Below are 14,088 nucleotides of genomic sequence, written 5' to 3'. Positions count from 1 at the left end.
CCCTGTTTCATCCCTGCTTCCAGGGCAAGCCGACCGCGCGCCAGCCGTCATCGCCGCGGTGGCCCTGCGCGTTGAGGTGTCCTTCGAATCCGTCCAGCACGTTGTAGGACGGCGCAATGCCCGCCGCCGTCGCGACTTCTGCGGCGCCGATGGAGCGGTTACCCGAGCGACACAGGAAAATCACCGGCCGCTCTTGTTGGCCCGCGGAAATCCGGTCCTTCAGTTCGTCGAGAAAGTCGTCGTTGTGCTTGCCATCGGACGTGCTCCATTCGATGAAGACCACCTCACGGCCAAGGCTCGACAAGTCGGGCACACCGACAAAGCGCCATTCGGCGTCGGTGCGCACGTCGACCAACACTGCCTCGGGGTTGTCGCTGAGCATCTTCCATGCCTCAAGCGGCGTAATGTCACCTGCGTAGCTCACCCGCGTGAGTCTCGCATATTCAGCCGAGTCGCGACGTCGCGGGCGCGGTCACGGGCGGTCGCCACGTCCGGTGCGGTCGCAAGCGCCACTCCGAGGGCGTGGTCCACCCGGACATCACTTTCCGGCACAGCAAGAGCAGCGGTTAGCGCGTCGGCGCTTGGCGTTGCGCCCACCGCTGCGCGGGCGGCACCCGGCGACACCATCATGGTGTCTACCGCCAGGCCCAGGATGGCCCGGGCCTGCAGATCGAACACCGAAAGCCGCTGGCTGCGCACGGTGACCCAGGTGCTCTCGGTCGGGTGCGCGGCGACATCGGCGAAGTAGACCTCGTCGCCGTTGATCATCAATTCGACGCTGAAAACACCACGCCCACCAAGTGCCTTGACGATGCGTGCGGCGATCGACTTGGCCGCATCCATCGCGGCCGTGCTCATCTGCTGCGGTTGCCAGGATTCCAGCTCACCGGCATCTGCACGGGCATGGCCGATGGGTGCGCAGAACTCGATTACTGGACCCGCTGGGCCGTCGCTGCACACAACAATCATGGTGACCAAAAACTCGACCTCGACCGCCGCCTCGGCCCACACCCGCGAGCCCGCGCCGCCAACCGCATGCCGCCAGGCACGCTCGACCTGGTCGGGCCTGGCGACCACCGACTGCCCCTGACCCGCCGCGCCTGACACCGGCTTGACCAGCAACGGAAACCCGGCATGGGCGGCCACCGCCTCGAGTTCGGCCAGCGACCCGACGAACCAGAACGGCGCGGTGGGCAGCCCGAGCTGATCGGCGGCCAACTTGCGCAGACCCTCCCGATCGGCCGTCAGCCGGACACTGCGGGCACTGGGCACCAGTTCGCTGTCGCTGAGGGCCTCGAGGCCATCCACGGAGACCGCATCGGTGAGCGTAACCACGAAATCCGGCTGTAGCCGTCCGAAAACCGCCGCCAGCTCGTCGGCATCCGTCATCGCAATCACCAGCGACTGGTCTGCGACTCGGTGTGCAGGCGCACCGGAGTACCCGTCGACGGCAATCACTTCCGCTCCGAGACGCTGCAATGCAATCGCCAACTCCCGACTGAGATCACCGGAACCCAGCAGCAATACCCGCGGCCCGTTAAGGTCGATCGTCTGGTCCGGCGGGGTCGGCTCGTCCTGTCCTTCGGTCAAGCCGTCAGTCACCAGCTCACCCTCTCGCTGAAATAGTTGTCCCGCCGCTCAAGGATAGGGGCGCACGGTAGGGCCGCGCGCCGGCCTGCGCCCGCGCGTTCACCGAGGCGTCATAAGAGAACATCGCGTCTGGGTTAATTTTTTCGATTTTTATGTAACTCTGCTAATCGGTGCCTGTGTAATTTGCCCATGAGGAGGTGGGGACGAGTGAGTGGCGCATCCGGGGGTTGCCGTGGACTTCGGTGAGCTACCACCGGAAATCAATTCAGCCAGAATGTATTCCGGCCCGGGCTCGGCTCCGCTAATAGAAGCGGCCGCGGCCTGGCAGCGATTAGCCAACGAACTGAACGCAACGGCTGATTCGTACGCTTTGGTGATTTCCGGGCTAACCGGAGTGGACTGGCAGGGTTCCGCTTCGCTATCAATGGCGGCCGCGGCCGCCCCGTACGTGGCGTGGATGCGGGCCACGGCCGCCCAAGCCGAGCAAGCCGCAGCCCAAGCGGTGACCGCGGCCAACGCCTACGAGGCGGCTTTCGCGGCTACCGTGCCCCCGGCGGCGATCGCGGCCAACCGCAGCACCATGATGTCGCTGATCCAGACCAACATTTTCGGCCAAAACACGCCGGCGATCGCGAATAGCGAAGCCGATTACGGCGAAATGTGGGCCCAGGACATCGTCGCCATGGACAGCTACGCAGGCACCTCAGCAGCGGCGTCGGAGTTAACGCCGTTCGCTCCGCCACCGGCGACCACCACCGGGGTCGAGCCGGCGAGCGACGCCGCGACGTCGGCGGCTCAGGCCGCTGCCGCACCCGCTGCCGCGGCCGCGGCCGCACCCGCCGAAACGAGCGTGCTACCCACCCTGCAATCCTTCCTCCCCCCGCCCTTCAGCGACCTCCCCAACCCCTTCGAGGATCTTGACGTTCTTGTGCTCGCAGCCGTGGTAGTCGCGGCTGGCGCCTTAGCCGTATCGGGAGCACAGCTGGGCGAGGTCTATCGCCACGACGCCATCGACGAGTACGACAAGGAAGTGGAACTGGGAGTGACACCCGGTCCGGCCGGGGAAGAGCGGACGTTCGAAGGCGGTGGAAGGCTGACGACCCCGATGCAGCCGCCGATCGCCGCGCTGTCCGGCTACTCGTCCAACGTCGGCGGGCTATCCGTGCCCCAGAGCTGGCATCTGCCGCCGGCGGTGCGCCAAGTCGCGGCGATGTTCCCCGGCGCGACCCCGATGTACCTGACGGGCGGCTCGGACGGCTCCTACGCCGGGATGGCGGCGGCGGGTTTGGCCGGGACCAGCCTGGCAGGTCTTGCGGCGCGGGGCGGCTCCTCCCCGACGACGCCCGAAGCGGCCGCCCCGGCGGCGGGCGGATCGGGGGGCGGCGCGGCTGCCACCCGGCCTGCCGCGAACACGCCCGCGGTCCCCGCTGCGGCCACCGCAGCGCAGTTTCCGGGTCTACCGCCCGGCTTGCCGCCTGGTGTGGTGGCGAACCTGGCGGCGACGCTGGCGGCCATCCCGGGGGCGACCATCATCGTGGTGCCGCCGAACCCGAATCAGAACCAGTAGCGCTCGTTAGGGCTGTCCGGGCAGTAGCCGCACCATCAGGCCATTGCCTTCGGCCAACACCGTCGCGTCGCTGTCGACCAATTCCGCCGCCACGAATGCCTTGCGGCCCTCGGTGCTGGTGACCCGCCCACGGATCACCAACGGTGCATCGATCGGTGTGATCTTGCGGTAATCGACGTGCAGAAAAGCCGTCCGGCTGATCGGCCGTCCAGCCGCGTGCGAAATCATGCCGAACATGTGATCAAACAGCAGGGGCAGCACACCGCCGTGCACCGCGGAGTTGCCCCCGACGTGGAACCTGCTGAAAGATCCCGTCATCTCGACGCCGTCGGGCTCGTAGCGGGTCAACGTCCACGGCGGCAGCAACAGGCTGCCCATGCCGGGCAGGTCGGGGGTTCGCCCCGCGGGCGCCTTGCCTTCTTCGGCCTGAAACGAGCCGAGCAGCTCGACCAGCGCGGCGGCGCGCTCGGCCGCTTCGTCCCAGACGTCGTCGCTGGGATCGGCGGACACGGCCAAGTCCTGCAACCGGCGCATGGTCGCCACGAATTGGCCAAAACCCGCACCGGGGCTGGCAGGGCCGTATTCCGGGAAGCCGCCGTGGTGTTCGTATTCAGGATCTTCATCTTCTGGCCGATCCTCTGGGCGCACCGAAGAGTAATGGGTCACGGGCGAGCTCCCCCGCAAGCGGGAGGTGCCCCCAGCAGGACGTCGCGGCGCACGATGGTCTGATCCCGTCCCGGGCCCACACCGATGCACGAAACCGGTGCTCCGGCAAGCTCTTCCAGCCGCAGAGCATAATCACGCGCCTTGGCCGGCAGGTCGTTGAATTCCCGTGCCGTCGAGATGTCCTCCCACCAGCCCGGCAGCTCCTCGTAAACGGGCTGGGCACGGCAGAGGTCGCTCTGGGTCATGGGCATGTCGTGGGTCCGCTTGCCGTCGATCTCGTACCCGACGCAGACCGGCACCGTTTCCAGGCTGGACAGCACGTCGAGCTTGGTCAGGAAGTAGTCGGTGATGCCGTTGACCCGGGTGGCGTAGCGCGCGATGACGGCGTCGAACCAACCGCAGCGTCGGCGCCGTCCGGTGGTGACACCGAATTCGCCACCGGTCTTGGACAGATATTCGCCGTGCTCGTCAAACAGCTCGGTGGGGAACGGGCCGGATCCCACCCGGGTGGTGTATGCCTTGAGGATCCCGAGCACCGTGGTGATCCGGGTCGGGCCGATGCCGGAGCCGACGGCTGCCCCGCCCGCCGTCGGATTCGACGACGTCACGTACGGGTAGGTGCCGTGATCCACGTCGAGCAGGGTGCCCTGGGAGCCTTCCAACAACACGGTTTCGCCGGCCTCCAGGGCGGCGTTGAGGAGCAGGCGGGTGTCGGCGATGCGGTGCCGGAAACCCTCGGCCTGCTCCAGCAGCGCGTCGACCACCTGCGCCGGTTCCAGCGCCTTGCGGTTGTAGATCTTGACCAGCACTTGGTTCTTGAATTCCAGCGCGGCCGTCACCTTATGGGTCAGCTGTTCCGGGTTAAGCACGTCGGCGACTCGGATTCCCATGCGCGCAACCTTGTCCTGATAGCAAGGCCCGATGCCGCGGCCGGTGGTGCCGATCTTCTTGCTGCCCATGTAGCGCTCGGTGACCTTGTCGATGGCGACGTGGTAGGGCATCAGCAGGTGCGCGTCGGCAGAGATCAACAGCTTGGAGGTGTCCACGCCGCGGTCCCCCAGACCCTGCAGCTCGTCGAGCAGGACACCGGGATCGACGACTACGCCGTTGCCGATGACGTTGGTCACCCCGGGCGTCAGCACACCCGACGGGATGAGATGCAATGCGAAGTTCTCGCCGGTAGGCAAGACGACGGTGTGCCCGGCGTTGTTGCCACCCTGATAGCGCACCACCCACTGCACCCGCCCCCCGAGCAGATCGGTGGCCTTACCCTTGCCCTCGTCGCCCCACTGGGCGCCGATGAGGACGATCGCCGGCATGCCTTGCTCCCACCTGCTCTCGCGGATTACTCCGCCTATTGTGGTCCAGCCGGTGACCTACCCTACCCAGCGGTTAACGAGGAGTGTCATGAAAACGGGCGAGAACGCCCCCGGTGTGGCGGTGTTGCTGTTCGGCGGTGCGACTTTGCCCGGCCCGTTGACCGGCCTGCCTTCCCATCCCGACGACCTGGACGCCGCCATCGGAGGGTACGCGCGGCTGATCGTTGTCGGCGCCGACGCGGACCTGGCCGCGGTGCTGACCAGGCTGATGCGAGCCGACCGACTCGACATTGAGGTGGGTTATGCGCCGCGCCGGCGCACTCGGGCGACCCGGATCTACCGTTTGCCGGCCGGCCGCCGCGCGGCGCGGCGCGCCCGACGTGGTACCGCCGGGCGGGTGCCGCTGATCCGCGACGAAACCGGGTCGGTGATCGTGGGCCAGGCGCAGTGGCTGCCGGCAGATGGGCAGCCCGTGATCCGGGGCGAGGCGGTGGTCGACGACACCGTCCTGTTCGATGGCGAAGTTGCCGGGGTGTGCATCGAGCCGACGCTGGCCCTGCCCGGCCTTCGTGCCGCGATAGGCAGGCGGTGGCGGCGGTGGGTTTCCGGGCGCGCCGCACAGCTGGGCACCACCGGTGCCGCGATGCTGCGTGACGGCGTGCCGGCACCCCGCACGGTGCGCCGATCGACGTTCTACCGCAACGTCGAGGGCTGGCTGTTGGTCCGGTAGCTTTCGAGCGGTGATCGTGCGTGAATCGGTGCGGCCCAGCCCGATCTTTCTGGGCCTGGTCGCGTTGACGGCCGTGGGGGGCGCGCTGGCCTGGGCCTGCGGCGCGAGCGTGCGACCACTGGCCTATGCCGGGGTGTTCATCTTCGTGATCGCGGGCTGGCTGGTGTCGCTGTGCCTGCACGAATTCGGGCATGCGTTCACCGCGTGGCGGTTCGGCGACCACGATGTGGCACTGCGCGGGTATCTGACGCTGGACCCGCGGCGCTACAGCCACCCCATGCTGTCGCTCGGTCTGCCGATGTTGTTCATCGCGCTGGGCGGGATAGGACTGCCCGGCGGCGCCGTATACGTGCGCACGTGGTTCATGTCGGCTACCCGCCGGACCCTGGTCAGCTTGGCCGGAGCGGCAGTCAATCTGCTGCTGGCGGTGCTGCTGCTGGTTGTCACCCGGTTGCGGTACGACCCGGCGCACGCGGTGTTGTGGGCGGGCGTGGCGTTCCTGGGGTTCCTTCAGCTCACCGCGGTAGTGCTGAACCTGCTGCCGATCCCGGGTCTCGACGGTTACGACGCGCTAGAGCCCCATCTGAGTCCTGAGACGCAGCGCGCGTTGGCACCGGCGAAGCAGTTCGGCATCTTTTTTCTGCTGTTCCTGTTTCTGGCGCCGGCGCTTAGCCGCTGGTTCTTCGGGGTTGTGTATTCGTTGTTCGAGCTGTCAGGCGTTCCGCATTGGCTGGCGGCCGCGGGTGGCACCCTTACCCGCTTCTGGAGCATCTGGTTCTGACGGTTACGGTATTGCAATATATGCGTTAGCACGCATATATTACTCGCCATGGGCGCTGGGCACAGTCATACACCCGCGGAGGCGGACGCCGCACGGACGATTCCGCGGATGATCATTGCCGCGGGGATTCTGGCGACGTTCTTCGTCGTCGAATTGACCACGTCGTTGCTGATCAATTCGATTGCGCTGCTGGCCGATGCCGGACACATTCTCACCGACGTGGTTGCCGTGTTCATGGGGCTGGCCGCCGTCGTGCTGGCCAGGCGGGGCAGCTCGTCGCCCGACCGCACGTACGGCTGGCATCGCGCCGAGGTGTTCACCGCGGTGGCCAACGCCGTGCTGCTGATCGGGGTCTCGGTGTTCATCCTTTTCGAAGCGATCGACCGGCTCAGCGATGCGCCGTCCATCCCAGGCGTGCCGATGGTCGTGGTGGCCCTGGCCGGCCTGTCCGCCAACCTCGTGGTTGCCCTCTTGCTGCGCTCGCAAGCCGCGGGCAGCCTTGCGGTCAAAGGCGCCTACATGGAAGTCGTCGCCGATACCGTCGGCAGCTTAGGCGTGTTGATCGCCGGTGTGGTGACCATCACGACACACTGGCCCTACGCCGACGTGGTGGTGGCCGTGCTGGTCGCGCTCTGGGTGCTCCCGCGGGCGATCTCGCTGGCCCGCGCCGCGCTGCGGATCCTTTCCGAATCGTCGCCGAGCCACATCAACGTGACGCAGCTGCGCGCCGCGCTTGGCGCCGTCGCGGGCGTGACCGGGGTGCACGACCTGCATGTGTGGACGCTGTCGCCGGGCAAGGACATGGTTACCGCGCACCTGACCAGTGACGGCGATTCCGCCCGGGTGCTGCGCGACGCGCGTGCGGTGCTGCACGAGCACGGGCTGGATCACGCCACGGTGCAGATCGATTCCGCGGCCGGCGACGCCCACTGTTCGGAAGCTTTCTAGCGCCCCTAAAGACCCAAAGCTGGGCGAGCTGCCGGGTCGCAATCGTCGAGCAGATCCAGGCAGCGGCCCAGCTCATCGGTCTCGCCGATAGCGTCGGCCGCTCGCGCCAGCGCGGCAACACAGCGCAAGAAACCCCGGTTCGGCTCGTGCGAGTACGGCACCGGGCCGAATCCCTTCCAGCCATTACGGCGCAACTGGTCCAGGCCGCGGTGATAACCGGTACGGGCGTACGCGTAGGCCGTGATGGCCTTGTCTTCAGCCAGCGCCTCTTCGGCGAGTGCCGCCCAGGCCACCGACGCCGCCGGATGCGCGGCGGCGACGATGCTCGGGCTTTTGTTGGCGAGCAGCTCCGCTTCGGCGTCGCTGTCACCAGGCAGCAGGATCGGATCAGGTCCCAGGAGGTCGCCCATCTGCGTCATGGGCTCTATTGTGCCGTTCCGCGCAGCGGCTGCAGGGTCGCTAAGCTCGCCTCATGCCTAACGCACCCGAGCCCGACCGCGACGGCACCGAATCCACGGGCGAACCGGACGACGAGCGGACGACGGACCCCGGCACAGACGCTCCGCTGATTCCGCCCGACTCGGAAACCGAGACCGTAGTGATCAGCAAACCCGATTCGCAGACAGATCCCGAGCCCGTCAATCCGGAGGGGCCGCGCGAACGCCGCTTCACCGCGCCGGGCTTCGACGCAAAAGAGACCCAGATCATCGCCACGGCCCCGGAGGCTGCCACCGAAGTCTTCCAAACCCGTCCGGCGTCTGGCAGTCCGCCAACACCCCCGCCGCCCGGAATGCCTCCAAAAACCGCTGTGCCACAATCGATACCACCTCGAAGCGGGATGAAGCCGCCGACGTCCCGGCAAAACAAGTGGGGCTGGGTACTGGCGATCGTGGTGATCGTCTTGGCGTTGGCGGCGATCGCCATCCTGGGGACCGTGCTGCTGACCCGCACCAAGCATTCGAAGGTTTCGCAGGAAGACCAGGTGCGTCACACCATTCAGAGCTTTGACATCGCGATCCAGACCGGCGACCTGACCGCACTGCGCAGCATCACCTGCGGCACCACCCGCGATGGCTATGTGGAGTACGACGAAAAGGCCTGGGCCGAAACCTATAGTCGGGTTTCGGCGGCCAAGCAGTATCCGGTCATCGCCAGCATCGATCAGATCGTCGTTAACGGCCAGCACGCCGAGGCCAACATCACCACGTTCATGGCCTTCGACCCGCAGGTCCGCTCGACACGCAGCCTGGACCTGCAGTTCCGCGACGACCAGTGGAAGATCTGCCAAGCCCCCAGCAACTAGCCGCCCGGGCGCGAGCAGACGCGAAAGCCCCCAATTCGGCACGAAATTGGGGGCTTTCGCGTCTGCTCGCGCTTAGCTGGCGAGTGACCTACCAGCGCAATGCAGGTCGTTGCAGGCCTCGATGACCCGCTCGGTCATCGAGGCTTCAGCCTTCTTGAGGTAGCTGCGCGGGTCGTAGACCTTCTTCGAACCCACTTCACCGTCGACCTTGAGCACGCCGTCGTAGTTGCTGAACATATGACCGGCGATCGGGCGGGTGAACGCGTACTGGGTGTCGGTGTCGACGTTCATCTTCACGACGCCGTAGCGCAGCGCCTCCTCGATCTCGGACTTCTCCGAACCCGAACCGCCGTGGAAGACGAAGTCGAACGGCTTGGCGTCGTCGGCCAATCCAAGCTTGGCCGCGGCAACCTTCTGCCCCTGGGCAAGGATGTCGGGGCGCAGCTTGACGTTGCCCGGCTTGTAGACGCCGTGCACGTTGCCGAACGTCGCGGCCAGCAGGTACTTGCCGTGTTCACCGGCGCCCAATGCTTCAATGGTCTTCACGAAGTCATCCGGGGTGGTGTACAGCTTGTCGTTGATCTCGTTGGCAACGCCGTCCTCTTCGCCACCGACCACACCGATCTCGATCTCCAGGATGATCATGGCGGCGGCGGCCGCCTTGAGCAGTTCCTGCGCGATCACTAGGTTCTCATCGATCGGCACCGCCGAGCCGTCCCACATGTGCGACTGAAATAGCGGGTTCTTGCCCTTTGAAACTCGCTCCGACGAGATCGCCAGCAACGGCCGTACGTAGCCGTCGAGCTTGTCCTTGGGGCAGTGGTCGGTGTGCAGCGCGACGTTGATCGGGTATCTGGCCGCGATGATGTGGGTGAACTCGGCCAGCGCCACGGCACCGGTCACCATGTCCTTGACACCCAGGCCGGAGCCGAATTCGGCACCACCGGTGGAGAACTGAATGATGCCGTCGCTGCCGGCGTCGGCGAAGCCTTTGATGGCGGCGTTAATCGTTTCTGAGGAAGTGCAGTTAATGGCCGGAAAGGCGTACGAGTTGGCCTTGGCACGTCCCAGCATCTCGGCATAGACCTCGGGTGTTGCGATGGGCATGAAACTCTCCTCCTACAAGGCTGGGTCCCCTCAGTATTACAACGCCGGTATGTTGAAGCGTCATGAGCACCGCGGTGGTGGCCCTGGGCGACATCCTCGACCCCTGGTACTGGCTGGGCGCCGACGGCGTTTTCGGCTCCGCGGTACTGCCCGGCATCCTCATCATCGTCTTCATCGAGACCGGCTTGCTGTTTCCGCTGCTGCCGGGCGAGTCACTATTGTTCACCGGAGGGCTGCTGGCCACGCACCCCAACCCGCCGGCCAGCATCTGGGTGCTGGCACCCGCCGTCGCAGTGGTCGCCGTGGCGGGCGATCAGACCGGGTATTTCATCGGCCGTCGCATCGGGCCCGCACTGTTCAAAAAGGAAGATTCCCGCTTCTTCAAAAGGCACTACGTGACCGAGTCGCACGCGTTCTTCGAGAAGTACGGGCCTTGGGCGATCATTCTGGCCCGGTTCGCGCCGTTCCTGCGGACCTTCACTCCGGTGGTCGCCGGGGTGTCCTACATGCGCTATCCGGTGTTTCTGGGGTTCGACATAATCGGCGGCGTCCTCTGGGGCGGCGGTGTGACGCTGGCGGGCTACTTCCTGGGCACTGTGCCGTTCGTCAACCAAAACCTGGAAAAGATCATCCTGGCCATCGTGTTCGTATCCGTGCTGCCGGCGCTGATCGCGGCCTGGCGGGGCTATCGGTCGCGACGTGCCAAAACCAAAGCAGCCGAGGCCGCGTCCGAGCCCGCGCTACCCGAGTGAATCGGTGGCCGCATGCGCGGCCTCCATCAGCATCCACCCGGAAAGCTGCACCGACAGGTCCCGCTCGGGGATTTCGGAGCTCATCACCGCGCCCTCGACGAACTCCGCCTGCTTGCCGGCCGCGACGGGCAGTTCCGCGTCCCGGTCCCAGAACGCCCCGAAAACCGGCAACCCGTCCAGCGTTTGCCGGTAATCCCACGCAGCCTTCGCTGAGGACAGCACTATCGCGCGGGCCGTGTCGCGGGCGGCGACGTCGGCGGCGGAATCACCCGGCAGCGTGGTGGCCACCAGCGCGAGGTATCGGGCGGTGATGCCCGCGAACAGGCCGCCGTCCCCGCCGCCGGCGCCCCGCAGCACACCCAAGGGCGCCATGTGTTCGCCGACGGCCGTGACCAGACGGTGCACGCGTGGCGCGTGCCGGTCGTCATGGGTGCGTGCGGCGAGTTCGGTTTCCAGGCCGAGCACCACACCCTGGCAGTAGGTGTACTGGGCGCGGACCAGCGAGCCGGCCTTGATGCCGTCGAACACCAGGTGGGTGTCGGGGTCGATCAGGGTTTCGTCGATCCAGTCGGCCATCTGCTGGGCCCGCCGCATCCGGTCGCCGTAGCGGGTCAGGAAGATCGCGGCCGGGCCGTTGGCGGGCGCGTTGAAGAACTGGTCCTGCTTGCGCCACGGGATGCCACCGCCGTCTTCGGGCACCCAGGCTTTGACGAACTGATCGGCGAGCTTCGGCAGCGCGCGCTTGCGCTCGACGCCCGCTATCCGGGCGGCACGTTCCAGCGCCAGCGCCAGCCAGGCCATGTCGTCGTAGTAGTTATTGACCCACGAGAAGTTGTTGCGGACCCGCTGCGAGCGGACCTGCCGATTGATCCGGATGCGCCGTTGCGGCTGCGGGTCGCGTAGCTGCGCATCGACTAGGCAGTCCAGCAGATGCGCCTGCCACCAGTAGTGCCAGGTGCCGAACAACCGGTCTTTGCGGTCCGGCGGATATGCGACGACTCCCAGCTGAGTTCCCGGCAGCGCCCAGAGCCGTTTCAGGTGCCGTTGCGTGACGGCGGCTTCGGAGCTAGCTGCCCGGTTGGCCCATACCTGATCCATACCTGCCGATCCTGCCCTATGTGCGGCAGCACGTTTTCCTACTTCTCCCTCGATTCCTGAATCAGCGTCGCCGCCGTGCGCTTGAGCACATCGCGCTGCTTGGCCAATTGAGTTGCCGTTTTGCGCAACTGGTTGAGCTCATCCCGTTCGCTAAGCGGGTCTCCATCTGGACCACGGTCTGGGCCACGTCGGTTGCCCAGCTCCTCATCCGGCCCGGCAAGAACCTTGGCACGCATTGCGGAGCGGACCCGGGACCCGTCGCCTCGTGGCGCGTTGACAACGCTCGTCACCGGACCCACCAGCGGCATGCCGCCGTAGGACTCGCCCATTGAGGTTGTCGGCAATGCCGTTGCGACAAGCCGGATTTCGGGCGACTTCGTAACCCAAGACGGCGGCACCGACAACTTTCCGACCGACGCCGCCGCTCCTAAACCGGCCGACGCTGACACGCCCACATCTGAGCCGTACGAACCTACTAAGGTCGGCGCCAGCGCGCCCTCAGGAGCGGCTGCCACCGCCGCCGCCGGCGCCGAGAGCGTAGCGGCCAACGGGTTGAAGCACACAGCGATCATCGGCGCCGCAGTCAACATGACGCCAGACACAAGGAAATTCACACCGTAGGAGAACGTGCCCAAACCTAGAGTGCCTTCGATCAGCGATTGGAAGGCATGCACCGGAACGGTGCCGAGGAGACCCAACAGCACTGCCGAATGCTGATCCCGAGGAGAGTTGGTTTAGTAAGGCGGGCACCGTCGAGAGAGGGGCCATAGCTGCCGGGTCGGTGTGCTGCGCCGGTGCGGTGAACGGCGTCAACATCGTTGCGCCCGCCGAGGCCCCGGCATAGCCGTACATCGCCGCGGCATCCTGGGCCCACATCTGCGCATACTGCGCCTCGGTAGCCGCGATCGCCGAACTATTTTGCCCAAAAAGGTTGGTGGCCACCAACGCCGCCAACAACGCCCGGTCAACCTCGATCTCCGCCGGAGGCACGGTAGCCAGATATGCCGCTTCATAAGCTGCGACCGCCGACCTGAGCTGACTAGCGGTCTGCGCAGCCGCAGCCGCAGTGGCGCTCATCCACGACACATACGAAGCCGCCGCCTCGGCCATCGACATCGACGACGGACCCACCCACTGCTCACCAGTTAGCTCAGCCACCACCGCTTGATACAACGTGGCCGCCGAATTCAATTCGGCAGCCAACCCGTCCCACGCTTGTGCGGCCGCCACCAATGGCCCCGAACCCATCCCTGCATACATCCGACCGGAGTTAATCTCCGGCGGCAACACCGCAAAATCCACCATCGAACTCCGACCGCGCAAAAAATGCGTGCCACCTGTAATGTCAGGCGTGGAGCACGTGCTCCACGCCATTTCTAGCACGCCAAATGCGCGATGCATGGTTAAACGGAGGAAACGACGTGGTCGCAAGTGATCAGTCTGCCTACCTCGAGAAACGACAGCTGCAGACCGTAGCGCCGGCTGGTTGTTGTTGGCGGGGCTGGGTGTCAGCTACGTCGTATCGGGTGACTACTCGGGCTGGAACTTTGGCCTGGCCCGCGGTGGGTTCGGCGGATTGCTGATCGCGGCCGGGGTGATTGCCGCGATGTATCTGGCCCTGGTGTTGGGAATGGCCGAGCTGTCGTCGGCACTGCCCGCGGCGGGTGGAGGTTATACGTTCGCCCGGCGCGCGCTGGGGCCGTGGGGCGGGTTCGCGACGGGCACCGCGGTGTTGATCGAGTATTCGATCGCGCCGGCGGCTGTCGCTACGTTTATCGGCGCATACGTGCAGTCGCTCGGGTTATTCGGCATTCGAGACGGCTGGTGGGTGTATTTGGTGATCTACGCGTTTTTCATTGGTATTCACCTGGCCGGCGTGGGTGAGGCGCTGAAAGTGATGTTCGTGATCACCGGAATAGCGCTGGTGGACATCGCGATTTTCGTTTTCGCTACCATGAACCATTTCACCTGGTCAAATTTGACGAACATCGCGCCGGCCCATGCGTTGGGCGCATCGGCCTTTCTGCCGCACGGTTACCTCGGCGTGTGGTCGGCCTTGCCGTTCGCCATCTGGTTCTTCCTCGCTGTCGAGGGAGTGCCGCTGGCCGCCGAGGAGACGGCGGATCCGGCACGCAATGTTCCGCGCGACCCTGAAAGACACTTCTCGCACCGAGCTGTCCGCGGGTAACGCATTAAGTCTGGGCTGATTGACTCCGTAGCATCACAA

General features: G+C 66.0%; 14 protein-coding genes and 2 pseudogenes. 7 read left to right on the top strand and 9 right to left on the bottom strand.

The annotated features are described in order from the left end of the window. Positions 1–7: 7 nt before the first annotated feature. Together AADZ78_RS03070 and purT are read right to left on the bottom strand one after the other, a co-directional pair. Positions 8–424 (bottom strand): rhodanese-like domain-containing protein, encoded by a 417-nt coding sequence (locus tag AADZ78_RS03070; protein WP_085251381.1) that lies wholly within the window; start codon positions 422–424, stop codon positions 8–10. Next, the gene (gene purT, locus AADZ78_RS03065; protein WP_085251382.1) at positions 421–1,602 is read right to left on the bottom strand and encodes a formate-dependent phosphoribosylglycinamide formyltransferase; all 1,182 of its coding nucleotides are present in this window, start codon (positions 1,600–1,602) and stop codon (positions 421–423) included. Before purT ends, AADZ78_RS03070 begins: the two co-directional genes overlap by 4 nt. 220 nt (positions 1,603–1,822) lie before the next feature. On the opposite strand from purT, the gene AADZ78_RS03060 reads away from it, so the two are divergent. Further along, positions 1,823–3,157, top strand: coding sequence for a PPE family protein (locus AADZ78_RS03060; RefSeq protein WP_085251409.1), 1,335 nt, complete (start codon positions 1,823–1,825; stop codon positions 3,155–3,157). Positions 3,158–3,163: 6 nt separating this feature from the next. On the opposite strand, the gene AADZ78_RS03055 is transcribed toward AADZ78_RS03060, so the two are convergent. Together AADZ78_RS03055 and AADZ78_RS03050 are read right to left on the bottom strand one after the other, a co-directional pair. Next, the gene (locus tag AADZ78_RS03055) at positions 3,164–3,805 is read right to left on the bottom strand and encodes a PaaI family thioesterase (RefSeq protein WP_139828819.1); all 642 of its coding nucleotides are present in this window, start codon (positions 3,803–3,805) and stop codon (positions 3,164–3,166) included. A gap of 14 nt (positions 3,806–3,819) precedes the next feature. Further along, positions 3,820–5,142 carry an adenylosuccinate synthase gene (locus AADZ78_RS03050; protein WP_085251384.1) on the bottom strand — a complete coding sequence of 441 codons (1,323 nt, stop codon included), beginning with the start codon at positions 5,140–5,142 and terminating at the stop codon, positions 3,820–3,822. 88 nt (positions 5,143–5,230) lie between these two features. Between AADZ78_RS03050 and AADZ78_RS03045 the strand changes: the two genes are divergently transcribed. From AADZ78_RS03045 to AADZ78_RS03035, 3 genes are read left to right on the top strand one after another with little or no spacing between them, the layout of a single operon-like run. Further along, a complete protein-coding gene (locus tag AADZ78_RS03045) occupies positions 5,231–5,872 on the top strand; it encodes a peptidase M50 (protein ID WP_085251385.1) in 642 nt (213 codons plus the stop codon). 10 nt (positions 5,873–5,882) lie between these two features. Beyond that, positions 5,883–6,653: a site-2 protease family protein gene (locus AADZ78_RS03040; protein ID WP_085251386.1), complete on the top strand. Its 771-nt coding sequence runs from the start codon at positions 5,883–5,885 to the stop codon at positions 6,651–6,653. A 48-nt stretch (positions 6,654–6,701) separates the two neighbouring features. Then, positions 6,702–7,601, top strand: a complete 900-nt coding sequence (locus AADZ78_RS03035) for a cation diffusion facilitator family transporter (protein WP_085251387.1) — start codon at positions 6,702–6,704, stop codon at positions 7,599–7,601. Positions 7,602–7,606: 5 nt separating this feature from the next. On the opposite strand, the gene AADZ78_RS03030 is transcribed toward AADZ78_RS03035, so the two are convergent. After that, positions 7,607–8,020: a DUF3151 domain-containing protein gene (locus AADZ78_RS03030; protein ID WP_085251388.1), complete on the bottom strand. Its 414-nt coding sequence runs from the start codon at positions 8,018–8,020 to the stop codon at positions 7,607–7,609. 53 nt (positions 8,021–8,073) lie between these two features. Here AADZ78_RS03030 and AADZ78_RS03025 point away from each other — a divergent pair, with 53 nt between their 5' ends. Continuing rightward, positions 8,074–8,904 (top strand): hypothetical protein, encoded by an 831-nt coding sequence (locus AADZ78_RS03025; protein WP_085251389.1) that lies wholly within the window; start codon positions 8,074–8,076, stop codon positions 8,902–8,904. Positions 8,905–8,976: 72 nt separating this feature from the next. On the opposite strand, the gene fbaA is transcribed toward AADZ78_RS03025, so the two are convergent. Beyond that, positions 8,977–10,011, bottom strand: a complete 1,035-nt coding sequence (gene fbaA, locus AADZ78_RS03020; protein ID WP_085251390.1) for a class II fructose-bisphosphate aldolase — start codon at positions 10,009–10,011, stop codon at positions 8,977–8,979. Between the two features lie 62 nt (positions 10,012–10,073). On the opposite strand from fbaA, the gene AADZ78_RS03015 reads away from it, so the two are divergent. Next, positions 10,074–10,763, top strand: a complete 690-nt coding sequence (locus AADZ78_RS03015; RefSeq protein WP_085251391.1) for a VTT domain-containing protein — start codon at positions 10,074–10,076, stop codon at positions 10,761–10,763. Here the strand turns inward: AADZ78_RS03015 and AADZ78_RS03010 are convergent. The 3 genes and pseudogenes from AADZ78_RS03010 to AADZ78_RS28900 form a co-directional block, all read right to left on the bottom strand. Then, the gene (locus AADZ78_RS03010) at positions 10,752–11,861 is read right to left on the bottom strand and encodes a glycoside hydrolase family 76 protein (protein ID WP_085251392.1); all 1,110 of its coding nucleotides are present in this window, start codon (positions 11,859–11,861) and stop codon (positions 10,752–10,754) included. The two genes, AADZ78_RS03015 and AADZ78_RS03010, sit on opposite strands and share 12 nt — an antisense overlap. Positions 11,862–11,899: 38 nt before the next feature. Continuing rightward, on the bottom strand, positions 11,900–12,310 hold the full coding sequence (locus AADZ78_RS28905) for a PE/PPE C-terminal domain-containing protein (RefSeq protein WP_264033221.1): 411 nt from the start codon (positions 12,308–12,310) through the stop codon (positions 11,900–11,902). A gap of 265 nt (positions 12,311–12,575) precedes the next feature. Then, positions 12,576–13,163 (bottom strand): annotated as a pseudogene (locus AADZ78_RS28900) (PPE family protein); the annotation flags it as partial. Positions 13,164–13,249: 86 nt separating this feature from the next. Here AADZ78_RS28900 and AADZ78_RS03000 point away from each other — a divergent pair. Then, positions 13,250–14,007, top strand: a pseudogene (locus AADZ78_RS03000) (amino acid permease); the annotation flags it as partial. Positions 14,008–14,088 lie beyond the last annotated feature (81 nt).

The organism is Mycobacterium riyadhense, assembly GCF_963853645.1.
In the GTDB taxonomy this organism is placed as follows: Bacteria; Actinomycetota; Actinomycetes; order Mycobacteriales; family Mycobacteriaceae; genus Mycobacterium; species Mycobacterium riyadhense.
The sequence above is the reverse complement of the archived record's forward strand: the minus strand, read 5'-3'. Positions and strand labels throughout refer to the sequence as shown.